Genomic DNA, 24,547 nt, shown 5'->3' with positions numbered 1-24,547 from the left:
TAAATCAGTTTAATATTGCTTTTTTAAAATAAAATTTATTTCTGTTATAAAAATAACAAAAAAAGAGTCAACATTAGTTGACTCTTCCTTAATATTATTTTGAATTAAATTAACCTTTCAAAGCTTCGGATTTTTGAAGATTTGAAAAAATTAAAAATTTTTTCTTATCCTTTCAAAGCTTCTGCTCCACCAACGATTTCTAAGATTTCGTTAGTAATTGCAGCTTGACGTGCTTTGTTGTAAGTTAATTTCAATTGGTTTCTTAATTCTGTTGCGTTATCCGTTGCTTTATGCATTGCTGTCATACGAGCTCCATGTTCTGATGCAAAAGAATCACGAATTGCTTTGTACAATTGAGTTCTTAAAGATTTTGGAATTAATGTTAAAACAATTTCTTCTTTAGAAGGTTCAAAAATATAATCTCCTGTTGAAACTGGTTTATCAGATTTAACTGGTGCTAATGGCAAAAATTGTTCGGTTTGAACTATTTGAGTTGCAGCATTTTTAAACTGATTGTAAACAATTTCGATTTTATCATACTCCCCAGAAGTAAACTTTTGAGTTAATTCTTCAGCAATTTGGGCAACATTTTCGAATGTTAAGTTATCAAAAATAGAATTTTGACTTGCTAAAATAGTATTTGTTTTAGCTAGTACATCACCACCTTTTTTACCAATAGCAAAAACATCTACTTGTTTTCCTTGATAAGATTCGGCAATTGATTTTACTTGTTTGATAACATTGGTATTGAAAGCACCACACAAACCTCTATTAGAAGTTACGGCAACAATTAATACTTTTTTCACTTCACGTTGCGATGTAAAGCTTCCGCCTACTTCACCATCAAGTGTTGCACTTAAACTTTGTAATAATTCCGTTAACTTCTCTGCATATGGACGCATTGCTGTAATTGCATCTTGTGCTTTTTTCAACTTTGCAGCAGAAACCATTTTCATCGCCGATGTAATCTGCATCGTTGACTGAACGGAAGTAATTCTATTACGGATTTCTTTTAAGTTTGCCATTTTTTTCTAGTAATTAGTAATAAGTAAATAGTAATTAGCTTTTTACTAATCACTATTCACTTTTCACTTATAATTAATTATATTTCGCTGAAATTTCTTTAGCTGCTTTTTCTAAAACATCAGTAATGTTGTCATCCAACTTACCAGCTTTAAGAGCATTAAGCGTGTCTCTGTGTTTGTTATTTAAGTATTCGATATAATCATTTTCGAATTCTTTAACTTTATTTACAGGAACATTTCTTAACAAGTTTTTAGAACCAGCGTAGATAATTGCTACTTGGTCTTCTACTGTGTAAGGATCGTTTACTGCTTGTTTTAAGATTTCAACGTTTCTTCTACCTTTTTCAATTACGTTTAAAGTAACCGCATCCAAATCAGAACCAAATTTCGCGAAAGCTTCTAATTCACGGAATTGAGCTTGGTCTAATTTTAATGTTCCTGCAACTTTTTTCATTGATTTAATCTGTGCGTTACCTCCAACACGAGATACCGAAATACCTACGTTAATTGCAGGACGAACTCCAGAGTTAAACAAATCTCCATCAAGGAAAATTTGTCCGTCTGTAATCGAAATTACGTTTGTTGGGATATATGCAGATACGTCACCAGCTTGAGTTTCGATAATTGGTAAAGCAGTTAACGAACCACCACCTTTTACGATACCTTTCAAGTTGTCTGGTAAATCGTTCATGTTTTTTGCGATATCATCATCGGCAATTACTTTACAAGCTCTTTCTAATAAACGAGAGTGTAAGTAAAAAACGTCTCCAGGATAAGCCTCACGACCTGGTGGTCTTCTTAATAAAAGAGACACCTCACGGTAAGCAACCGCTTGTTTTGATAAATCATCATAGATAATCAAAGCAGGACGACCTGAATCACGGAAATATTCACCAATTGCAGCACCAGCCATAGGAGCATATACTTGCATTGGAGCTGGATCAGAAGCATTTGCAGCAACAATAACTGTGTAAGCCATTGCACCTTTTTCTTCTAATGTTTTTGCAATTAATGCAACAGTTGAAGCTTTTTGTCCAATTGCAACATAGATACAAAATACTGGTTGACCAGCATCATAAAATTCTTTTTGATTTAAGATAGTATCGATACAAACAGTTGTTTTACCTGTTTGACGGTCACCAATAACCAACTCACGTTGTCCTCTACCAACTGGAATCATCGCGTCGATTGACTTGATACCTGTTTGTAATGGTTCAGTTACTGGCTGACGAAAGATAACTCCAGGAGCTTTTCTTTCTAATGGCATTTCATATAGTTCTCCACCGATTGGTCCTTTACCATCGATTGGATTACCTAATGTATCTACCACACGACCTACGATTTGCTCACCAACTTTTAAAGAAGCAATACGTTGTGTACGTTTTACTGTAGAACCTTCTCTAATTCCTGTAGATGGTCCTAAAAGTACAACTCCTACGTTGTCTTCTTCTAAGTTCAAGACGATAGCTTCCAATCCGTTTTCGAATTGTACTAACTCTCCGTATTGAGCATTTGATAAACCGTAAACACGAGCGATACCATCACCCACTTGAAGTACAGTTCCTACTTCTTCTAACGATGCACCTGATTCAAAACCAGATAATTGTTTTTTTAATATTGCTGAAATTTCAGCAGGTTTAATTTCTGCCATAATATTTATGATTATCTACCTATGTTTATATTAACGCCTGATCTTCTTGGCTCTTCTTTTATAATTATTGTGTTAGTTGAATTTCCTTTTAATCTATCTTCAACTTTTTCATCATATTTTAAAATAAAATTTTCTAATTTTTCATCATTTAAAACACAATCAACTAAAGCATTAGACTTTATTAATTTTTCAATCAACGCCTTTTTTGTAAAAATATAATTTTGAGATGTGAATTCTCGACGAGATTCAATGAAAATTACTTTGGTATATAAAGATGCTTGAGAACCGTCTGGTCTCATATACTTTAATATCATTATATCGTCACCATTTAGGTTTTGATAAGTAACAGTATTTGCATCAGAATCGTATTTCATGCATTCTTTTCCGTCTACAGAAATAATTCCTTTCTTAAAATCAATATCTTGACTAAATCCTAAAAAAGAAAAACTTGATAAAAATATGATTAGTATATGCTTCATCTTAATTTGCAAATTCACGTTTCAATTCACTCAATTTACCTGCTACAGAAGCATTATACTGCTGGTCGCCAACTCTTAGAATAAATCCACCAATAATTGAAGGATCTACTATATTTTCAATTGTAATTTTATTTTTTGAAAATTCTGCAATTTTAGCCAATACTTTAGTTTCTAATTCAGCAGTAATTGGGAAAGCTGTTGTTACTTTGGCAACTTCAACTCCATTACTTACATCATACAACTTAGTGTATTGAACCGCTATTGATTCCAGAATTTCGTATCTTTTGTTTTCAAACAACAAGTTGAACAAACTTTGAGTTTCAGCTTGAACATTTGAAAATATTTCAGATATAGCTGATTTTTTTACATCCATTTTGATAACTGGACTTGATAAAAAATCTTTCAACTCTGTACTTTCTGCAACAGCTGTAACGATAGATTTCATATCATTATTTACTGCCTCAGCTTTTCCTGAAGTTTGAGCAATATCTAAAATTGCTTTTGCGTATCTAATCGCTGCTCTAGACATAATGATTAGTTTAATTTAGCATCACCTAACATTTTCTCAACTAATTTAGTTTGAGATTCTTTGTTAGATAATTCGTCTCTTAATACTTTTTCGGCAATTTCTAATGACAAAGAAGAAACTTGATTTTTCAATTCTGTCATAGCTGCATTTTTTTCACTTTCGATAGCTGCTTTAGCTTGAGAAATCATTTTTTCTCCAGCTGCTTGAGCTTCTGATTTTGCATCGTTAATCATTTTTTCTTTGATTTCACGAGCTTCTTTCATCAACAAGTCTCTTTCAGCTCTTGCATCAGCTAATAATTTTTCATTATCTGATTTAAGGTTTTGCATTTCTTTTTTTGCATTTTCAGCAGAAAGTAATGCATTTTTGATTCCTTCTTCTCTTTCGTTAACCGCGTCAAGAATTGGTTTCCAAGCGAATTTTTTTAATAGAAGAACTAGTCCTACAAAAATAATTAATGCCCAAAAGAACAATCCGAAACCAAAATCATTTATTAACTTATCCATATTATGATGTAATTATAGTATGTAATGTAATTTTTTAATTTAGAAACAAAAGCTACAACCAACCGTTATAGCTTTTGATTTTTTCTACTAGTTTTCAGCTACAGCAAATAATGCAGCGAAACCAATTCCTTCAATAAGTGCAGCTGCAATAAGCATAGCTGTTTGGATTTTTCCAGATGCTTCTGGTTGACGAGCAATAGCGTCCATTGCAGAACCACCGATTCTACCGATACCAATACCAGCTCCAATAACAACTAAACCTGCTCCAACAATTCTTGGGATGTCCATAATATATGTATTAAAAATTAAACATTCTTTTTAAAATAGATATTACTATCTATTGACTATTAATGATGAGCCTCTTCGTGATGATGCTCTTCTACTGCTGCTCCAAAGAACAAGGCAGATAACATTGTAAAAATATATGCTTGTAGCAAAGCTACTAATATTTCGATTGATGAAATTGCAAATGATAGTAAGAAAGATAAACTACTTCCTAACCAGCTTTTGAAAATAAACATTAATGCAATCAAACTCATTAATACAATGTGTCCTGCAAAAATATTTGCATAAAGACGTATCATTAATGAAAATGGTTTAATGATTACACCTAATAATTCGATTGGAGCTAAAATAAATTTCATTGGTGTTGGAACTCCTGGCATCCAGAAAATGTGTCCCCAATAATTTTTATTAGCTGTAAGATTTGTAATGAAGAAAACAATAATTGCTAAACAAGCTGTTACTGTAATATTTCCAGTAGCGTTAATTCCAAGTGGTGTTAAACCAATAATGTTTAAGAACCAAATAAAGAAAAATACTGTCAATAAGAAACTCATGTATTTTTTATAGTGTTTTTCACCAATATTTGGAATTGCAATATCATCACGAACATACAATACAATTGGCTCAAAAAATCTTCCAACTCCTGAAGCGATTCCGCCATTCTTAACATAAGACTTAGCTAAACCTTTGAATAAGAAAAACATTAAAATAGCTACAAGTAACATTGAAAAAACCGCTTTAGTAATCGATAAATCTAGTGGTTTTACATTTGTTGGGTGATGCTCGTCACCTGTTAAAGTTCCTGCTGCATCTGTTTTGTATATTTTTTCGTCGTGTCCTAATTTAAAGTAAGCACCTTTAGATTCTGCAACATCATGACCATGATTAAATTTAGATGAAGAAAAGATATGTAATCCGCTTTCTTTATCCCAAAGAATTATTGGAAGTGGAAATCCATAATGTTTTCCGGCTGCTTCATCTTCAAATAATGAAAATTCGTGAGCATCCAAAACGTGGTGATTGATATATGCGTTGATTTTTGACTTTAAATCAGTTGGTTCAGCATGTTCTCCGTGAGCTGCTTTTTCTGTGTGAGCAGTTGCTTCTGCATGAGTTGCCTCTGCTTTTGCATGAACAGAATCAGTTGCAGTATTTGCAGAACTAAATAAGGGAAGACAAGCGACTAAAACGGCTACTATAAATTGGAGTGGTTTGTTTGAAAACACCATATCTGATAATTATCTTTAATTTATTTTCTGAAATTTGGTGCAAAAGTACAATTTAAATTAATATTAAAAAGTATTACTTTTATTTTTTTTGATGAAATTGTCGATTTTTGAACTATTTATTGTTTATTGTTCAATATTCTTATGGTAACAACAGTTTCTATTATTAAAAACAGAATGAAAATAACGAAGAAATTGATTTTTTCTGATCCTGCATAAATACTTTGAGAATTGAGAATAGGTTGCATAAAAAAATAGGCAATTGCCATTTTTAAACTCGTTAAGAACATAAATGAAAAACCTACATTATTTATATTCTTTTGATTAATCTTGATCAAGATAAATAATATGATTGCGGCGAAAACAAAAAAGAAGGCATAAAGAAGTTCAGTTGAATAAACGAAACTCGATTCAAATTTTTCTGGTGCAAATAAAAGAAAGGCCGATTTGTGAATAGCAAATAGAACTAGAGCTACAAAAAAAGAAATAAAAATAGATTTGTATGGATTGGATTTCATTATTGAGAGGAATTAATGTCTTTTAGTTGTCTATTAAGATTGTAAAAGGCAATAGCTACACCTATTAATGTAAGGATTTTTACAAATAAACCATGTTCATTTATATATTTTTGATCAAGCCAATTACCTAAGAGGGAAAACAAATAAATAATTACTCCCATTTGAATAGGTATATTTATCAAAGCCAACCACTTGTTACGCTGTTTTTTCTTCGACTGGTTGTCCATTTTGTGGAAGATTTTTTACATGAGGTTTCATAACACATGTGGCACTAAACTCTGCTCCTGGTTCAACGGCTAGTTTTCCACAAACTACTTCTCCATGAATTATTGCTTTAGATTTCAAGTTCAAAATTTCTGAAACTTGAATTTTTCCGTCAAATTTACCTTCGATATCACAACTTTTACAAATAATATCGCCTTTTACACTTCCTGCAGGTCCAATAACTAGTTTGCCTTTTGACTCGAAATTACCAATTAAATGTCCGTCTAAACGAAAATCAGCTGGGGAAGAAATATCACCTTTAATTGTGGTTCCTTCAACTATTCTATTAGTTTTTCCTAAAAGGTCTGTGTATGATTTTGGTTTTTTATCAAACATAACTTTATGGTTTTTTAGGTAATTCAGGTGTTGGAGGCATCATTCCTTTTGGTGGAGCATCATCAGTTTCTATTGAATTAACTCCTTTTGGTGCTTGATTTGATCTACCTTTTTCTGGAGGAGCTTGTTGATTGAGTTTGTTTAAAACATCTTCTTTTGTGAGCTCTGGTTTCTTTTTTGCATCTTCTTTAGGTTGGTCTAATTCAAGAGTTCTCTGAACAGGAATTATATCTTTATTTAACCAATCGCCTGAAAGATATTCGTCGATGTTCTTTTTAACCTGAACTACTTTATAATTCTCACTCGAAATAACAATAGCTGGTTCTGCAATTTTGTATTCTTTAAACTCTTTTAAAACCTGAGCAATTCCTTTTGCGTTATCTAAAGATTTGATTCCGTGAATTACAATGAAGTTTTTGTCAATGGTATAAATATCTGTTGATATTGTTAATTTTTCTATTGTTCTTTCTTTGGCAAACTTGTTTAACTTTTCTAACAATGCTTTAGTGTTTTTGTCTTCCAAGTTATCTGCTTTATACAAAATATTCCAAGATAGAGGAAACTCCGAATTAAAAGAAAGAGATTCTAAGTAAGGCATTTTTTTAGCCAAAAACACTTCAGTAGATTTTCCTTCCTCACTATTAGGATATGTTAACGCTACATAATTAAGTGCTTTTTTAAATTCACTCAATCCTTTAAGTTTTCCTAAAAGATTGGCTTTTAGTAATTCAAATTTTGATGCCATTTCCTCACCTGTAAACTGCTCTACTGCAAGTTCGGTTTTTGGCAGCACTTCTCTATACAATCCTTTTTCATAATCTTTATAAAGTAAATCATAAGCTACTTCAGGTGTAGAACCTAATTGACCAGAATTTGATGAATTATTTATAATTAGTGCATAACGAGAATCTGGATATTGAGCCGTAATTTTAGCTTTCATCGCTTGCGCTTTACTTGAATCTATAATTTCATAAATCTTGTATAAATTATACATTGAAGGAAGCACTAATCGCTCTTCAGGATTGTTAAGAAGTAGTTTTTCAAGTTTTTCAGCAGCTCTTTTGTACTCTTTAAATTTCTCTTTGTAGATAACACCCAATTGATAGTAGGCGAAATTTCTTTCCTTAGCAATACTATCCAAATCTTTATCTGAAGAAGGAATTTGTTTCAAATAGAAATCAGTAGTGTAACGTTCATCTACTTCTTCTTTTTTATCACTATTGTCGGCAACTTCGTTATTGTCATCAGGATTTTTATCGTCTTTGATAATGTCTTTTGACCATCTCCAATTTTCTACATGAGGTCTATTTCCCCATTTTTTCTTAAACTCTACTTTACCTAAAGCGACAGTTGATGGATTGTAAAAGTAAAATGTGCTTGAATTACTTGAAATTGAAGGTTTTGGTGCAATTGCTTTTGGAGCTACTTGCTTAGAAGTCATATTGTCTGGTTGGGCTAATTCTTTAGCTCCGTTTTTACCTAAAACATCACCATCAGATGAGTTTAAGGCAGCCAACTCTTTAATTTTCGCTTCTTTCTCAGCTAATTCTTGCTTTCTTTTTTCTTCTTTTTTAAGTTCATCAATAAACTGTTTGTAATAATTCTCCTTTTCAGAAGATGACATTGATGCCACTTTCAAAATACTATCATTACGTTGCGCAATTCCTTCAAATTTAATTACATCTTCTAGATTCTCTCTCTTTTTTGTAATCAATTTAAACTCACGTGTTCTTGAATTTAAAACAGTTAAAGTGCTATCAAAATATTTTCCTGCTGTTACATATTTAGCTTTGTTGAAATAAATTTCTGCTAAATTTCTATAATTAGAAGCTATTAAATATTCATCTTGAGATCTAGATTTTAATGATTTATTATAATATTTTTTAGCAACTTCAGGCTTTTTTGATTTGTCATAAAATAAGGCCATTTGATGATTAAGAACATCTAAATGAGGACGATTTTCTCTATCTTTCAAAAAATCTTTATATTTTTTTATAAAGGATAAAGTGTCTCCTTTTTCAAAATCAAATTGTTGTGCTTGACGAGCATGTGCTTGAATTACATATTGTCTTGCTGCTTTTCTCTTCATATCAATTACATCTTGATATTTAGCAAACGCACTGTCCTTATGACCCATTTGTTCATATACTTGTCCTAAAATGAACTGATATCTTGCTTTTTCTTCGTTAGATTTTGTAAATTCTGTAGCCAATTTCAATTTTGCTACAGCACTATCTTGCTCTTTTAAGTTCAGAAAAGCCTGAGCTAATGTTGCATTTGCATCAGCAAAAATTTGATCTTTAAATTTAATTTCTTTTAGAAGTTTTCTAAGATTTGTAACCGCTAACGCGTCATTATCCATGCGCATATTAGTTTTTTCTCTCCAAATTTTCACTTCATAAATCTTGTCGCTATTTGGATATTTGTATAAAACATAATTAAATGCTTCTAATGCAGGAACAAATCTTTGGTCGTAGTAACGCGCTTTCCCCAACATTAAATGTGCTTCATCCATTTGCGGATTCTTTTCACCGCCTTCAATATTCATTGAATGTTTTTGAATGGCTTTTGTTGCTTTGGTTTCGGCTCTTTCAAAATTGGCGTTTTTGGCTTGACCAGGAAGCATTTGATCTTGAGTAATTTGCATTCGCTCTACTGGAAGTACTTCCCAGAAGTTATCTTTATACTGAGATTTTAAGTCGGCAATACCTTTATCTAAAGCAATACCACCATTATAAAGGATATTATATTCTGTACTTAAAGCATGTGAATTTCTAGCAAGAAAAGTGTTCTTCTTTGTTGAACAAGCCACAAAAAAAACAATAGTTCCTAGTAAAAAAATGTATTTGATAGTATTTGATTTCAATGTAAAAACGTTTTAATAAGTAACTCTAAAAGGTTAATTTTAGTATAACTAACTGGTAAAAATACGTTTCTTTTTGATAAGTGAAAATAAATTGATAGTTTTTTTGATTTACTATAGCAAATAAGGAAGAATTGCTTTGGTGGTTTTTTTATAATTATGATAGTCTTCGCCAAAAATTTCTATCAGCCATTTTTCTTCTTTTTTTAGTTTAAACCAAAAAGAAATGAAAACTATTAACACAGCAATAATTCCTCTGTAATCGCCTACAATTATAGTGTTTCCAATGAAAATTAAAAGAATTCCTGTATAAATGGGATGACGTAAAATAGAATAAGGTCCAGATTTTATTAATTCATGATTTTCTTTTTTTTGAACCGATAAACTCCAATTTTTTCCTAATAAATATCGAGACCAACAAGCAATTAATAATCCCATGAAAGATATTAAAAGTCCTATTCCGCCGACTAAATTAGTGTGTTCAACAAAATTTTCTCTAATGAGAGAATGACCAAACCATTCACCTGGACCAAGAAGTAACATCGCAATTAATATTGGCAACCAATAAAGAAGAAGTCTTTTAAAAAAAGATTCTTTGTGAATTGATTGTTTGTTGTTTCTTCCGGATAGTATCCAAAATAACAATAATGAAATCCAAATTAATGACAATCCAATTTTGATGATTTCACTCATGATTTTATACTGCAAAAAATGCTTCTAATTCTCTAAGAGTTTCTGGCGATGTTTCAATATCTTTTACAATTTCGCCTTTGTTTAAAGCTACAATTCTGTTACAAACCTCAACGGTGTGAACTAAATCGTGCGAAGAAACTAAAACAGTAACTTCTGGATTTTCAGACAATTCTTTGATAATTTTCTTTAATCTATTTACAGTTGTTGGATCTAAATTGGCAAATGGTTCGTCAAGAATTACAACTTCAGGACTTCCTATTAAAGTGGCAATGATTCCCACTTTTTTCATATTTCCTTTAGATAAATCACGTAAATATTTTTTGCTTTTTAAGATTTCTCCATTAAAAAACTCTTCGTGTTTTGCTAAAAGTGTATCCACATCGGCTTTATTTTGACCACGCAAATCTCCAATAAAATAGAAATATTCTTCGGCTGTCAAATATCCTATAAGGAAACTTTCGTCAATAAATGCTGCGGTAAAAGGTTTCCAAGCTTCACTAGTATTTACTTGAATGGCGTTATTTTTTATAGAACCTGTAGTAGGTTGAATTAAATCGAGTAATAAACTGAAAAATGTTGTTTTTCCTGCACCATTATTTCCTACTAGACCAAAACTTTGCCCTTTTGGAATATCAAGATTGGTGATATTTAAAACTTTAACTCCGTTGATATATGTTTTTGAAAGATTGTTTACTTGTATCATTTTTAAAATAGTTTAAAAGTTTATCCTGAAATAAATTCAGGGTTTATGGGTTTAAAAGCCTAGCTCAAACTGAATCCTGCCAACTGAAAACTGAACACTAATTCTTTTGTTTGTAAGCTGCAATGGTTGCATATTTTTCTCTTTTGTAGATTTTTTCAATCTGACTGAAAACGTAATTTCTAAAAGCAAATCCGAGAATTCCTGCCAAAGCCACAAATAATAATCCGATGTTTGGTGAAAAAAAGTAATATCCTATTGCATAAAGCGCCATTGGAATTAGCATTTTTGGAAGAGAAATTAACATGGTTTTTATATTGAACGCTTGTTTATCGCCAAAAGCTCCTTTTCCGGTTGTTAAATCGATTGGTGTTTTTACAAATGCACCGCCAAGCATTACCAAATGCGAGTTTACTCCGATGTTGAAAATCGCACCAACTACAATTAATAAATAGGTGTGAACTCCAAAGAATAAATAAAACGATGCTAAAATTGTTGAAATCACTGTTCCAATAACCATCAACCACCATTTAGAACTAATGTATTCTCTGTATTGAATGTTTTGACTCATCATCAACTGATAATAAGCGCTGTCCCAACTTGGTACAAATTGTCCGAACGTGAAAAGAAATCCGCCTGAAACAAAAATTCCAGCAAAAATTTGAAACATCGGACTTCTATAAGCTTCTATCGAATTTGTGAAAAACAATAATCCATAAAAAATAAATAAGAAACTCATTGTAAGAGTAGTTTTAGAACGCTTGTTTCTTAATAACAATCGAAGGTCATTTTTCAAAAACGTTCCTAAAGTTCCGAATTGGTCTAGGAAAGAAAAGTTTTGTGTCTTTGCAATTTCACTTTTCTTCGCCAAACCTTCATCTAAATTCAAATTACTTTTAAAATAGTTGAAAGCAAAATAATAGGTCGCAACTACCAAAATTATTGGAATCAAAAACACAAAAACCGTGTCATACATTCCTTGAAAAAAAGGTTGTGTATAAAGCGTAACATCAAATAATTTATAATAATGAGCCAGACCTAAGCCTGCAACAACAGCCAAAACCGAGTAGAAAACACTGTCTTTATTATTGATTAAAACATTTATAAAATTATTTAAATAAAACAGCGCCATAATTCCTAAATGCCAAAGAATTACATTCAAAACAGAATAACCATTCATCATTAAAACAATAGAAAACGGAATGAAGAACAAGGCATGCGACCAATTGAAAAAAGACAAGGCCGTTTTTCCTAAAGTAAAATGAACAATCGTATTTCTTTTAATAGGTAACGTCAACAAAGGACGAATATTCATCACAGGCATTTTTTGAAGAAAATACCTAACCACTAAATCTAAGACTAAATAATAAATCATAAACTTATTTACTGTTGATAGCGGTTCAAGTCCAGACTTTTTCAAAATGAAGAAAACTCCAATACCAGCTGCAATAAAAATCACCATAAAATAAGCTGCAAAAAAACCAATAAAGATTTTCATTGCAATATTAGTTCCTAAGGATGCCGAACGAAGAAATGCCTTCCATTCGAGCATGATAAAATGTTTGAACATAGTTGATTGTTTTTGGATGAAGTATTAGATGATGAATTTAAAAATTTGTTACAAACATTTCAAATTTTAAATAAAAGTAAATAATTGCTATTTATTACCTTTGTAAAAATTACTTACAATGTCACAATTCTATAAATTACAAATCAAAGAAGTAAAACGTGAAACGCCAAGCGCAGTTTCTGTAGTTTTTAATGTTCCTTCTGAATTACAATCGGCTTACCAATTTATTGCAGGTCAATATATTAATCTAAAACTTACACTTGACGGACAAGAAATACGTCGTGCCTATTCTATCTGTTCTTCACCAGAAAGTGGTGAATTGCGCATTGCTATTAAGTCAGTAAAAAACGGTCATTTTTCAAAATTTGCAAACGATAATTTGAAAGTTGGCGATATTATAGAAGTGGGTCAACCTGAAGGTAAATTTACTTTTGAACCACAAGTTGGCAGACAAAGAAACTACGCAGCTTTCGTTGCAGGAAGTGGAATTACGCCAGTGATGTCTATTCTAAAATCGGTTTTGCATAACGAAAAAGACAGCACTTTTGTTTTAGTTTACGGAAATAAAAACACTGACGAAACCATATTTCATCAAGAATTACACGATTTGCAACAACAATATGTAGGAAGATTTTTTGTTCATTTTGCGTACACTCAAATTAAGGTTGAAAATGAACTTTTTGGTCGAATTGACAAAGCCAACGTAAACTTTGTTTTGAACAACAAACACAAAGAAAAAGAATTCTCAAAATTCTATTTATGTGGTCCAGAGGAGATGATTAATTTGGTTTCCAATGTTTTAAAAGAACATAATGTTGCTGATAAAAACATCAAATTTGAATTATTTTCAACATCAACTTCAGCAGAAAAAGAAATTGCAACTTCTGAAAATGGTCATACCAAAATCACAGTTTTAGTTGACGACGAAGAAACAACTTTTGAAATGAGCCAAAAGCAAACTTTATTGGAAGCAGCTTTAAAACAAGGCATCGATGCTCCTTATTCTTGTCAAGGAGGAATATGCAGCAGTTGTTTAGCGCGAATTTCAAAAGGTACAGCCGAAATGAAAAAGAACTCCATTTTAACTGATAAAGAAGTTGAAAGTGGTTTAATTTTAACTTGTCAAGCGCATCCAACGAGTAGTGAGATATTTGTTGATTTTGATGATGTGTAGTTAGTTGGGATTGTTCAGATTTCAGTTATAAAGATTGTGCTTAAATTAACTTATGCGTTTTTGCCACAGATTCACAGATTTTGAATGATTTCTAATTTGAAAAGATGTGTTTTGGATATTTGTTGAGTAAATCTGTTTTATTCTTGAGTTAAAGTTGATACTTAAAGTAATAATTAAAATCTAAACATAAAAATAATATGAGTTACGGATATGATTTAAAAGATATCGCAAATAATTATTCTAAAAAAACAGATTCAGAATTAATTTATATTGCAACTCAAAAAGCTAGCGGTTTAAGACCCGGAGTTATTGAAATTATTGAAGATGAATTAAAAAAAAGAAATCTAAATTTAAATATTCTCGATGGTGTAAAAGCACAAAATAAAGAATATTCAATTGAAGAAATTAATGAACTTTCAAAAAAACTGAGAGATTTGCCTTGTCCTCTATGTGGAGATAAAACATCTAAACTTAATGGTACAATAATGCATACTGTAAAAAGTTTTGTTTTGTTTTCAACTTTCAGAAAAGAATCAATTCTAGGTTGCCCAGATTGTTTAGATAAAAAAAATCAAGAATCTATTATTTCAACTGCATTATTTGGATGGTGGGGTTTTCCTTGGGGATTATTAAAAACACCTTTCTACATTTATAACAATATTAAAGCCAAAAAACAAAATAGAATTTTAGAACCTAATGAAGCCTTACTGAGTTTTACTTTAGAAAATGTAGGTCAAATTGAAAGTTATACAGATAATGTTGAAGAACTCAAAAAAATAATAAAATACGTTAAAAAATAATCTTCTCAATAACACTTTCCACAGAAATACTTCGCATCACGTCTTCATAACCAGCAACTTTTTTATTTCCATACACAGAAGTTGGTAATAATGGATATTGATTTCTATCGGAAGTCAAGCAATTTTCTAAAGGTTGATTGAATGGTAAAAAACCAGCAAACGGATGTGTTGCGCCCCAAAGCGTGATGGTTTTTATGCCAAACATGGCTGCCAGATGTGCGTTTCCACTGTCCATCGATACCATTAAATCTAAATTTGAAATCAGATGTAATTCATCATCAAAAGATATTTTCCCAGCAAAATTTATTACATTTTCATTTGAAAACTCTTCTAATAGTTCCATTTCCTTTTTTCCTCCACCAAAAAGAAGGATTTTTAAGTTTGGATTTTCAGATAATTTACTAATAACTTCTCTCATCAAATCCATTGGATAGGTTTTACTTTGGTAATGAGCAAAAGGTGCTATTCCTATCCACTTTTGACTTTTATTCCCAATAATTTTTTGTGCTTTCAAAGGAATATCCATTTGTCTCAAAAAAACAGGGTTGCTTAAATCTATATCATAACCTAACTGTTTAAAAGTATCAATATGTCTTTCAAACATTGATTTTAATGGCTTGAAAATTTTATTTTCTGCACGTGTTAATTCTTTTTTCTCTTTTCTTCCTTTATCAGTATAAGCTACTTTTTTTCCGCTTAAAGCAAATAAAAATCTAATAACTTTTGAACGCAAAACGTTGTGTAAATCGGCAACTTGTTCAACGTTTTGGTGTTTAATTTCTTTGTATAATCTATACAATCCAAATATTCCTTTGTGTTGGTGATTGGTATGAACTGATAAAAAAGTTACATTAGGTATATTTTCAAAAATGGGTTTGAAAAATGGGCGAGAAACCATCGTTATTTTAACTTCTGGATACTGATTGACTAATGCTAAAATAACAGGAACTGTCATCGCGACATCTCCCATTGCAGAGAGTCGAATGACAGCTATATGTTTTATTTTATGTGACAAAGTTTGTCGGAAATTATTTTTTATTCTGATACAAAACCGGATTCAAATCATCGTCATTGTACATTTTCATTTGTTTGTACACTTTCATGAATTTGTCACCATTTTCAATATCAGTCAATAAATCGTCGATTGCTGTTGACAAATCGGTTCTTTGCTCTAAAAGTACGTTCAGTTTTTCTTGACATTTATCTCTGTGTTCTTGTGAAGCTTCAGCACGAGTTGCTTCTTCGTTCATGTGATAAATTTTTAAAGCTAAAATTGACAATCTATCAATCGTCCAAGCAGGCGATTCTGAATTGATTTTAGCTGTTGGTTTTACTTCAACATGAGCATATTTTTGAAGAAAATAACTGTCAATATATTCTACCATGTCGGTACGTTCTTGATTAGAAGCGTCGATTTTTCTTTTCAAAGTTAATGCTGCAACAGGATCGATATTTGGATCACGAATAATGTCTTCATAATGCCATTGAACCGTGTCAATCCAGTTTTTAAAATAAAGTAAATGTTCTATTTTTTCCTTTGGATACGGATTGTTAATAGGTTGGTTTACATTGTCGTAAACGTGATAATCCTTGATACTTTGTTCAAATATAGAATAGGCAAATTTTGAAAACATAATGATTAATTTTATTTGCAAAGATAGTTTTTATACTTTTACGTAAACATACAAATTTTTTACTTTTATGCAAATTCATTACATCTCTGAAAACAATAGTATTCTTAATCATTTTTTGGCAGAAATTCGTGATGTCAACATTCAAAAAGACAGCATGCGTTTCAGAAAAAATATTGAACGTATTGGAGAAATTATGGCGTATGAATTGAGTAAAACTTTAGAATATAAATCAATTGATGTTCAAACTCCTCTTGGCGTAAAACACACTACAACTATTGCAGACAATGTCGTTTTATGTTCTATTCTTCGTGCAGGATTGGCATTGCATACAGGTTTTATGAATATTTTTGATAATGCCGAAAATGGTTTTGTTTCTGCTTATCGTCATCATCCAAATAACGATGATTATTTTGAAATTTTAGTAGAATATCAAGCGGCGCCATCCTTTGAAAATAAAAACTTAATTCTAATTGATCCCATGTTGGCAACAGGTCAATCTATTGTTGCTGTTTTAAACAAACTGCATTTGGAACAAAAACCAAAAGAAATTCACCTTGCTGTCGTCATTGCTGCGCCAGAAGGAATTGCTTATCTTGAAGAAAATCTTCCTAACAATTGTCATCTATGGGTTGCCGCTCTTGATGAAAAACTAAACGAGAAAAATTACATTATTCCAGGACTTGGAGATGCAGGTGATTTAGCTTACGGAAGTAAATTATAACTGCGAAAAGAAACAGAATACTCCACAAATAATTGATACGAACAAAATAATTTCTTGTTGAATTTTATTCTGTAAATATTCTACCGTGTTTGTCGCCATTATAGCCATTGGTAAAAACGTGTAAACCAATACTTCATTACTTTTATTTGCTGAGATAAAGAAAATTGCTATACCAATAAAAAAAGCTAACAACACTTTTTTATAGGAAGCTTGTAAATTTAGTGGCTTGTTTGTTAAGGTAAACAGATAAGGTAAAACAAAAAAAACAGCGAATACTGCATAAATAGAAAAAGCAATATTTTGATAATTATTAGTAAAATAATCTACCTGCAAATTTATTACTTCCGATTGAAGATAAACATCAATAGCTCCTTTATCAAATAGTAAAGCATAAAAAACAAAGATTATTGATGAACTGAAAAGGGCTACAAAAGGAATTAACCAATTTCTATAATCTCTTGAAACGTGAAAAATTATGGAGATGTAAACCAATAAAATAAAAAGTATTGCCCAAAAATGGAATAAACTAGCTACAAAAATCCATAACGAAGCATCAAATATTTTTTCTTTTGGGGCTTTCAATGTTTGCAAAGAAACCAATCTTCTCATCGCTAATAAAATGAAAAAATTTGATACAATTAGTTTGTAATTATCTAAAACATTCGGGAAAAACATTAAAAAAATAAAGAAAAATAAAATAGTATAAGCACTATCCTTTGTTAATGCGTTTTTCTTAACAATAAAATTTGATATAAAAAGTGATGCAAATAAAATCAATAATAAAGCCGCCTTTTTTGCAATTTCAAATAACGAACTTGTCCATTTTGTATCCTGCAACTGGTAGGTAAAAAAGACAAAAACCATCAAAATTCCTATAAAAGAATAATTAATTGGTGTAGATTTTTTAAAAACGCTTGTTATCATGAGGATATTTTATACTTTTGTGGATGTAAATATAACACTTGTTTAAAAATGAAAGCATTTTTCGAAGCAATACAATCACTTTTTGTAGATTTTTTATTTAAACCACTAGATTGGTTACGTGCATTAGAGTTAGATAATTGGTGGTTGGCTAATATCGTTAGCTGGACATTAATGGCAATTTGTGCTAAATACATTGTATACTGGTGCAAACAATTGGCTGCTCACCAAAAAAACAACGAAGAAAACCAAGATACAACGGCTCACTCTTTCTTAAAGTAAGTCGAAACCGATATCTTTTCTAAAATACATCTTATCAAAATGTAGCTTGTCTATGTTTTGATAAGATTTTTTTATGGCTTCTTGAAAGCTTTCGCCAAATGAAGTAATGGCAATAACTCGACCTCCATTGGTAACAACTTTTCCGTTTTCTAATTTTGTTCCGGCATGAAAAGCAATCGAATCTTCGATGTTTTCTAAACCAGAAATTTCAAAACCTTTCCCATAATCTTCAGGATATCCGCCAGAAACTACCATAATTGTTGTGGCACTTCTGTCGTCGATTTCTAAAGAAACTTGATCTAATGTTTGATTTCCAACCGCTTGAAAAAGTTCCACCAAATCCGATTTCAACCTCGGAATTACAACTTCCGTTTCTGGATCGCCCATTCTTACATTGTATTCAATAACAATTGGTTCTCCTTTCACATTAATCAGTCCAATGAAAACGAAACCTTTATATTCAATTCCGTCGCTTTGCAAACCTGCGATTGTTGGTTTTACAATTCGTGTCTCAATTTTTTCTAACAAAACTGCATCTGCAAATGGAACTGGAGAAACTGCTCCCATTCCACCAGTATTTAAACCTGTGTCACCTTCACCAATTCTTTTGTAATCTTTCGCTGTTGGAAGAATTTTATAATTTTTTCCGTCGGTTAAAACAAAACAACTTAATTCAATTCCGTCAAGAAATTCTTCAATCACGACTTTTGCACTTGCTGTTCCAAATTTTTCATGAACCAACATGTTTCTTAATTCAGTTTTGGCTTCTTCCAAATCTTGAATAATCAAAACACCTTTTCCAGCAGCCAAACCATCCGCTTTAAGAACGTATGGCGGTTGTAATGTTTCTAAAAAATGACACCCTTTTTCAACTGTTTCTTTGGTAAAACTATCATAAGCTGCAGTTGGAATTTTATGTTTGATAAGAAATTCTTTAGCAAATTCTTTACTTCCTTCTAATTGCGCTCCCACTTTTGATGGTCCAATCACAGGAATTTGATTTAAATCAGCGTCGTTTTTGAAGAAATCATAAATTCCATGAACCAATGGGTCTTCAGGGCCAACAACAACCATGCTCACTTTTTCTGCTAAAGCAAATGTTTTTATCGCATCAAAATCTAAAATATTTAAAGAAACATTTGTGGCAATTTGAGATGTTCCAGCGTTTCCTGGCGCTACAAAAAGTTTAGAACATTTGTCTGATTGTAACATTTTCCATGCTAAAGCGTGTTCGCGTCCACCTGAACCAAGTAGTAAAATTGTCATTGTGTGTGTAGTTAGCCCTTTACTTCGATATACTCAGTATAAACTAGCTCAGGGTAAATTGTCATGCAAAAATAGTTTGTTTTCAAAAGAATTTAAAGCTAATTGATAGAAAAGTTTTTGTTTTTAGTATTTTTGAACAAAATAGATTTTTTGTGTTCAACATTTTCAATTTATCACTCAAGGCAAACGGTTTTCCGATGAAGGAAGCAATTGCTGAATTTGAAAAAATTCAAGCCATTTCTGATGCTGAATATGAAAATTATATTAATCTAAAACGAAAAGAAATTGTTGACTACCATTTAAAAAACAACGAATCATATCAAGAATTTGTTGGGAAATCTGAGATTAAAAATTGGCATAAACTTCCAATAATGACTAAAAAAGAATTTCAGAAACCTTTATCTGAAAGACTTTCAAATGGATTTAAAATTAAAAATGTTTACGTCAATAAAACTTCTGGTTCAAGTGGCGATCCGTTTATTTTCGCGAAAGATAAATTTTGTCATGCCTTAACTTGGTCAAATATTATCAATCGATTTGGATGGTTTGGAATTGATTTTAATTCGTCTAAACAAGCAAGATTTTATGGAATTCCTTTAGATTTTATTGGAAATAAGAAAGAACGATTAAAAGATGTTTTGAAAAACAGTTATCGATTCACCATTTTTGATTTATCAGATAAAATTCTTGAAAAAGTATTGCTGAAATTTCAGAATAAAAAGTTTGATTACATTAATGGTTATACTTCTTCCATCGTTTTATTTGCAAAATTTCTTCAAAAGAAAAACATTGTATTAACATCAGTTTGTCCTAGTTTAAAATGTTGTGTTGTTACTTCCGAAATGTTATTTGAAGAAGATAAACTATTGATGGAAAAACAATTTGGAGTTCCAGTTATCAACGAATATGGGGCTTCAGAATTGGATTTGATTGCTTTTCAAAATCCAAATGATGAATGGCAAGTAAATTCTGAAACCTTATTTGTAGAAATTTTAGATGAAAATGATAACGTTCTTCCCAACGGAAAAGAAGGTCGAATTGTAATTACTTCATTGTATAACAAAGCGCATCCATTCATTCGATATGATATTGGAGATGTTGGAATTCTTGATGAGAAAAGCACCTTCAAAAAACCAATTTTAAAGAAACTGATTGGTCGAACCAACGATATTGCTATTTTACCAAGTGGAAAAAAATCACCAGGATTAACATTTTACTACGTAACCAAAAGTATTATTGAAGACGACGGAAATGTAAAAGAATTTGTGATTAAACAAACAAAAATCGATACTTTTGAAGTGGAATATGTAAGTGAAAATGCATTAACCGAAAGTCAAATTCGCGATATTGAAAAAGCAATTACTACCTATTTAGAAAGTGGTTTGAACTTTAGCTTTATTAGGAAAGAAAAATTAACACGAAGTAAAAGTGGTAAGTTGAAACAATTTGTTTCATTGATGAAATAACAATATGAAAATAACCATAATCGCAGGCGCAAGACCTAATTTTATTAAAATCGCACCCATTATAAAAGCGATTGAAAAACAGCAATCTGAAGGAAAAACTATTTCTTATAGATTAGTTCACACAGGTCAACATTATGATAAAAATTTGAGTGATACTTTTTTTGAGGAGTTGAATATTCCGCATCCAAATGTAAATTTGGAAGTAAAAAGTGGTTCACAAGCAGAGCAAACTGGTGCAATAATGGTAGCTTTTGAAAAAGAATTAACTCAAAATCCTTGTGATTTGGTTTTGGTTGTTGGTGATGTCAATTCGACTATGGCTTGTGCTATTGTAGCTAAGAAAATGAACATAAAAGTCGCTCATGTGGAAGCCGGAATTCGTTCTGGAGATATGACAATGCCTGAAGAAATTAACCGAATTGTTACCGATAGTATTACGGATTATTTCTTTACAACGTCAAAATCTGCATCTGAAAATTTATTGAAAAATGGAGTTGATTCTTCTAATGTACATTTTGTTGGAAATGTAATGATTGATACTTTACATCAGAATTTAAATCGAATTTCCGCTCCGAGTTTTTGGGATGAATTCTGTTTAGAAACTGGAAATTATATCATTTTAACCTTACATCGTCCATCCAATGTTGATGAAGAAAAATCATTAATCAATTTATTGGAAGGAATTGATAAAATGGTTGGAGATAAAAAAATAATCTTTCCAATTCATCCGCGAACGAAAGCAATTTTAGGTGAAACCAATTTGAATTTGAAAAACATATTATTTGTTGAGCCACAAGGCTATTTGAATTTTATGTATTTGATAAAAAACAGTTTTGCTGTGATTACCGATTCTGGTGGAATTTCTGAGGAAACTACGGTTTTAGGAATTCCATGTTTTACTATGCGAACCACAACCGAAAGACCAGAAACTATTGAAATTGGCACTAATAATTTAGTTGGAATTTCAATAGAAAATTTGACTATAGAATTTAGTAAATTTCTAAAAAATGGTTTGTCGAAAAGAGGGATTCCTGAGCTTTGGGACGGAAAAGCATCAGAGAGAATTATTGATATTTTGCTTTCAAAATAATGGAAGAAATTCTAATTATATCTAATTATTATCCGCCTGAAAAAGGTGCTGCTGCCAATAGAATTGAACAGTTGGCTTTGAAGTTGCATCAAAATAATTATAAAGTTTCTGTAATTTGTCCGCTTGGAAATTATCCAAAAGGTGAATTGTTTCCTGAATATAAAGGAAAGTTTTCAGTTACAGAAAATCGAGATAATATTGCTGTAAAACGTCTTTGGATTTATCCGAGTGTGAGCAAAAATTTGGTTGTTCGAATAATTTCTGTTTTGTCTTTTTCGTTGAGTTTGTTTTTCTATTTACTATTTAAAAAGACTCCTAAAAAAGTGGTGGTTCAATCTCCGCCTTTATTACTTTCTTTTATCTCTGTTTTTGTACTGTCGTTGAAAAATAAAAAGATAATTCTCAACATTTCAGATCTTTGGCCATTGGCAGCAATTGAATTGAAAGCGTTGAAAGAAGGCTCTTTTTCACATAAATTCTCTTTGTTTTTAGAACGATTTATTTATAAAAAAGCAACTTTAATAATTGGTCAATCTAACGAAATTATTACTCACGTAAAATCATTATTACCTGAAAAAAAATGTTATTTATATCGCAATTTTCCAGATCATAAAGTTGAAGAATTTGATTTAAAGTTTGAAAAAAATCAGCCTATAAAAATATTTTATGCCGGTCTTTTAGGAATTGCGCAAGGTGTTTTAGAAATGTGTGAAAAAATCAACTTAAACGGCTTAAATATTGAATTACACCTATTTGGTGATGGTGCTGAAAAAAGTCAAATCGAAGCTTTACTATCCTCTGAAAAAGGGAAAAATATCTTCTTTCACGGCATGATGGAACGTAATGATTTACACGAAAAATTAAAAACTTTTGATATTGCTATTGTTCCATTAAAAGTTCGAATTTATGGTTCTGTTCCTTCAAAGATTTTCGAATATGGTGCACTTGGATTTCCTATTTTATACTTTGGAGGTGGAGAAGGCGAAACTATTGTTGAAGAAAACAATATGGGTTGGATTGCATCTGTAGAGAATTATGAGCAATTAAATCATGAAATTCAAAAGATTTCGAAGATGAGTAAATCAGAATTATTCGAAATGAAAAAGAGCATCTTTATTAAATCAGAAATCAATTTCAATTTAGACAATCAAATGAATTATTTAATTGAAAAAGAGGTGTTTTAGTAAGCTTTATCTTCACCTTTAAAAATGTTTACAACAGTTTGAAAAATGATTTTGATATCCATTACTATTGACCAATTTTCAATGTAGAAAACGTCAAATTTGATACGGTTTATCATGTCTTCATCGGTTTCAATTTCACCACGATATCCTTTTACTTGAGCAAGTCCTGTTATACCTGGTTTCACATAGTGACGAACCATATATTTTTTCACCTTACTTGCATACGATTTATTCTGTGACCACAAGTGCGGTCTTGGTCCAACAACCGACATATCGCCAAGTAATACATTGAAAAATTGTGGTAATTCATCAATACTGGTTTTACGCATAAATCGTCCCATTTTAGTAACTCTAGGGTCGTTTTTGGAAGCTTCTTTTTCAGTTGTTTCATTGACTTGCATGGAACGAAATTTATAGCAAAAAAATTCGTTTTCATCTAAACCTGGTCTTCCTTGTTTGAAGAAAATAGGTCCTTTAGATTCTAATTTAATTAAAATTGCAATTAAAGGCATTAACCAAGAAAGGATGAGAACGATAACCAAAAAAGAAAAAATAATGTCAAATCCTCTTTTAATCCCTTTTATTGTTGGGTTATGAAGTTGGGTTTTTTGAAGCGATAAAACAGGGAAAAGCTCATAATAATCAATTCTCATGTTTTTAGAAAATATCTCTTTTGTATCAGGAATAAATTTTATTGTTTTATTGTTTTCGTCAGAAAACTCAACTAATTCTTTCAATTTTTCATTAGAAATCTCATTTAGAGAACAATAAATTTCATCTATTTTTTGATCTATAACAAAATTCTTAATGTCGTCTACTCTACCTTTTACCTCAGGATTCTGTTTTTTATCTGAAAAATATCCTTGAAAACGATATCCATAATCTAATCGATTATCAAAAACTTCTTTAAGTCGAATTGCCTCTGGAGTATATCCTATTATAATTGCATTTCTGAAATTATTTTTGGTGGTAATTCTGTATTTTTTTAGGTAAAAAAACAAGAAGTATTTAATTCCTGCAATAATAACAAAACTGATAGTTGTCATAATTGCAATTGCTTTTCCGCTGAAAATTACTGTTTTTGCAAAAGGAAAAAAAGCAATTACAACTAATAGAAATAAACTAAATTGTTTAAATATTTTAGATATAATTTCTACCGGAGTTGTAAACCTATATACCTCATAAAACTTGAGTAAAAAGGCAATGAATATCCAAGCAAGTGTTTGATATGCGATATAATATACCATATTAAGATTTAAATCTCTAAAGAAATATAAACTTAATATGGTGATGACCAAAATATCTATTGTGATACTTATTGGTCTAATATATTTTGAATATCTACCTGTTTGCTGTGCAACCAT

General features: G+C 31.0%; 25 protein-coding genes. 7 read left to right on the top strand and 18 right to left on the bottom strand.

Annotated elements, in window-relative coordinates; all coding sequences use genetic code 11:
• Positions 1-164 precede the first annotated feature (164 nt).
• The 13 genes from atpG to ACYU7A_RS04000 all read right to left on the bottom strand — a co-directional run bounded on the left by atpG (position 165) and on the right by ACYU7A_RS04000 (position 12,645).
• A complete protein-coding gene (atpG, locus tag ACYU7A_RS04060) occupies positions 165-1,025 on the bottom strand; it encodes an ATP synthase F1 subunit gamma (RefSeq protein ID WP_460574299.1) in 861 nt (286 codons plus the stop codon).
• 73 nt (positions 1,026-1,098) lie between these two features.
• Entirely contained in the window at positions 1,099-2,676 is a 1,578-nt protein-coding gene (atpA, locus tag ACYU7A_RS04055) for a F0F1 ATP synthase subunit alpha (protein ID WP_344815852.1), read from the bottom strand.
• 11 nt (positions 2,677-2,687) lie between these two features.
• Positions 2,688-3,155, bottom strand: a complete 468-nt coding sequence (locus ACYU7A_RS04050; protein WP_460574298.1) for a hypothetical protein — start codon at positions 3,153-3,155, stop codon at positions 2,688-2,690.
• 1 nt (position 3,156) lies between these two features.
• Positions 3,157-3,690 carry an ATP synthase F1 subunit delta gene (atpH, locus tag ACYU7A_RS04045; protein ID WP_344815986.1) on the bottom strand — a complete coding sequence of 178 codons (534 nt, stop codon included), beginning with the start codon at positions 3,688-3,690 and terminating at the stop codon, positions 3,157-3,159.
• Positions 3,690-4,190: a F0F1 ATP synthase subunit B gene (locus ACYU7A_RS04040; protein ID WP_460574297.1), complete on the bottom strand. Its 501-nt coding sequence runs from the start codon at positions 4,188-4,190 to the stop codon at positions 3,690-3,692. The genes atpH and ACYU7A_RS04040 overlap by 1 nt, the downstream gene beginning before the upstream one ends.
• Before the next feature lie 87 nt (positions 4,191-4,277).
• A complete protein-coding gene (atpE, locus tag ACYU7A_RS04035; RefSeq protein ID WP_395052897.1) occupies positions 4,278-4,478 on the bottom strand; it encodes an ATP synthase F0 subunit C in 201 nt (66 codons plus the stop codon).
• A gap of 59 nt (positions 4,479-4,537) precedes the next feature.
• Complete coding sequence (atpB, locus tag ACYU7A_RS04030; RefSeq protein ID WP_460574296.1) at positions 4,538-5,704, bottom strand: F0F1 ATP synthase subunit A; 1,167 nt, start codon at positions 5,702-5,704, stop codon at positions 4,538-4,540.
• Between the two features lie 514 nt (positions 5,705-6,218).
• On the bottom strand, positions 6,219-6,446 hold the full coding sequence (locus ACYU7A_RS04025) for an AtpZ/AtpI family protein (protein ID WP_460574295.1): 228 nt from the start codon (positions 6,444-6,446) through the stop codon (positions 6,219-6,221).
• The gene (locus tag ACYU7A_RS04020; RefSeq protein WP_460574294.1) at positions 6,415-6,819 is read right to left on the bottom strand and encodes a bactofilin family protein; all 405 of its coding nucleotides are present in this window, start codon (positions 6,817-6,819) and stop codon (positions 6,415-6,417) included. The genes ACYU7A_RS04025 and ACYU7A_RS04020 overlap by 32 nt, the downstream gene beginning before the upstream one ends.
• 4 nt (positions 6,820-6,823) lie before the next feature.
• Positions 6,824-9,685, bottom strand: coding sequence for a type IX secretion system periplasmic lipoprotein PorW/SprE (gene porW / locus ACYU7A_RS04015; protein ID WP_460574293.1), 2,862 nt, complete (start codon positions 9,683-9,685; stop codon positions 6,824-6,826).
• A 111-nt stretch (positions 9,686-9,796) separates the two neighbouring features.
• Entirely contained in the window at positions 9,797-10,375 is a 579-nt protein-coding gene (locus tag ACYU7A_RS04010; RefSeq protein ID WP_460574292.1) for a methyltransferase family protein, read from the bottom strand.
• Positions 10,376-10,379: 4 nt separating this feature from the next.
• A complete protein-coding gene (locus ACYU7A_RS04005) occupies positions 10,380-11,078 on the bottom strand; it encodes an ABC transporter ATP-binding protein (RefSeq protein WP_460574291.1) in 699 nt (232 codons plus the stop codon).
• Positions 11,079-11,175: 97 nt separating this feature from the next.
• Positions 11,176-12,645, bottom strand: coding sequence for a DUF5687 family protein (locus ACYU7A_RS04000; protein WP_460574290.1), 1,470 nt, complete (start codon positions 12,643-12,645; stop codon positions 11,176-11,178).
• 118 nt (positions 12,646-12,763) lie between these two features.
• On the opposite strand from ACYU7A_RS04000, the gene ACYU7A_RS03995 reads away from it, so the two are divergent.
• A complete protein-coding gene (locus ACYU7A_RS03995; RefSeq protein ID WP_460574289.1) occupies positions 12,764-13,819 on the top strand; it encodes a 2Fe-2S iron-sulfur cluster-binding protein in 1,056 nt (351 codons plus the stop codon).
• A 197-nt stretch (positions 13,820-14,016) separates the two neighbouring features.
• Positions 14,017-14,619 carry a hypothetical protein gene (locus ACYU7A_RS03990; protein ID WP_460574288.1) on the top strand — a complete coding sequence of 201 codons (603 nt, stop codon included), beginning with the start codon at positions 14,017-14,019 and terminating at the stop codon, positions 14,617-14,619.
• Here the strand turns inward: ACYU7A_RS03990 and ACYU7A_RS03985 are convergent.
• Positions 14,609-15,589, bottom strand: coding sequence for a glycosyltransferase family 9 protein (locus ACYU7A_RS03985; protein WP_460574810.1), 981 nt, complete (start codon positions 15,587-15,589; stop codon positions 14,609-14,611). The two genes, ACYU7A_RS03990 and ACYU7A_RS03985, sit on opposite strands and share 11 nt — an antisense overlap.
• A gap of 58 nt (positions 15,590-15,647) precedes the next feature.
• Positions 15,648-16,253: a DUF4254 domain-containing protein gene (locus tag ACYU7A_RS03980; RefSeq protein ID WP_344815844.1), complete on the bottom strand. Its 606-nt coding sequence runs from the start codon at positions 16,251-16,253 to the stop codon at positions 15,648-15,650.
• A gap of 67 nt (positions 16,254-16,320) precedes the next feature.
• Between ACYU7A_RS03980 and upp the strand changes: the two genes are divergently transcribed.
• Positions 16,321-16,974 (top strand): uracil phosphoribosyltransferase, encoded by a 654-nt coding sequence (upp, locus tag ACYU7A_RS03975; RefSeq protein ID WP_344815843.1) that lies wholly within the window; start codon positions 16,321-16,323, stop codon positions 16,972-16,974.
• Here upp and ACYU7A_RS03970 read toward each other — a convergent pair.
• Entirely contained in the window at positions 16,969-17,898 is a 930-nt protein-coding gene (locus tag ACYU7A_RS03970; protein ID WP_460574287.1) for a DUF6427 family protein, read from the bottom strand. The genes upp and ACYU7A_RS03970 overlap by 6 nt on opposite strands.
• 48 nt (positions 17,899-17,946) lie before the next feature.
• Here ACYU7A_RS03970 and ACYU7A_RS03965 point away from each other — a divergent pair, with 48 nt between their 5' ends.
• Positions 17,947-18,177 (top strand): DUF6341 family protein, encoded by a 231-nt coding sequence (locus ACYU7A_RS03965; RefSeq protein WP_344815841.1) that lies wholly within the window; start codon positions 17,947-17,949, stop codon positions 18,175-18,177.
• Here ACYU7A_RS03965 and purD read toward each other — a convergent pair.
• On the bottom strand, positions 18,169-19,443 hold the full coding sequence (gene purD, locus ACYU7A_RS03960) for a phosphoribosylamine--glycine ligase (protein WP_460574286.1): 1,275 nt from the start codon (positions 19,441-19,443) through the stop codon (positions 18,169-18,171). The genes ACYU7A_RS03965 and purD overlap by 9 nt on opposite strands.
• 152 nt (positions 19,444-19,595) lie before the next feature.
• On the opposite strand from purD, the gene ACYU7A_RS03955 reads away from it, so the two are divergent.
• Genes ACYU7A_RS03955 through ACYU7A_RS03945 form a run of 3 tightly spaced genes read left to right on the top strand, consistent with a single transcriptional unit; the run spans position 19,596 to position 23,183 of the window.
• On the top strand, positions 19,596-20,909 hold the full coding sequence (locus ACYU7A_RS03955; protein WP_460574285.1) for a phenylacetate--CoA ligase family protein: 1,314 nt from the start codon (positions 19,596-19,598) through the stop codon (positions 20,907-20,909).
• Between the two features lie 4 nt (positions 20,910-20,913).
• Positions 20,914-21,999, top strand: a complete 1,086-nt coding sequence (wecB, locus tag ACYU7A_RS03950; protein ID WP_460574284.1) for a non-hydrolyzing UDP-N-acetylglucosamine 2-epimerase — start codon at positions 20,914-20,916, stop codon at positions 21,997-21,999.
• A complete protein-coding gene (locus tag ACYU7A_RS03945) occupies positions 21,999-23,183 on the top strand; it encodes a glycosyltransferase family 4 protein (RefSeq protein ID WP_460574283.1) in 1,185 nt (394 codons plus the stop codon). Before wecB ends, ACYU7A_RS03945 begins: the two co-directional genes overlap by 1 nt.
• On the opposite strand, the gene ACYU7A_RS03940 is transcribed toward ACYU7A_RS03945, so the two are convergent.
• On the bottom strand, positions 23,180-24,547 hold the full coding sequence (locus ACYU7A_RS03940) for an undecaprenyl-phosphate glucose phosphotransferase (RefSeq protein WP_460574282.1): 1,368 nt from the start codon (positions 24,545-24,547) through the stop codon (positions 23,180-23,182). The genes ACYU7A_RS03945 and ACYU7A_RS03940 overlap by 4 nt on opposite strands.

The sequence above is a fragment of the Flavobacterium koreense genome, from assembly GCF_054776075.1.
This window is presented reverse-complemented; position numbering and strand designations above follow the sequence as displayed.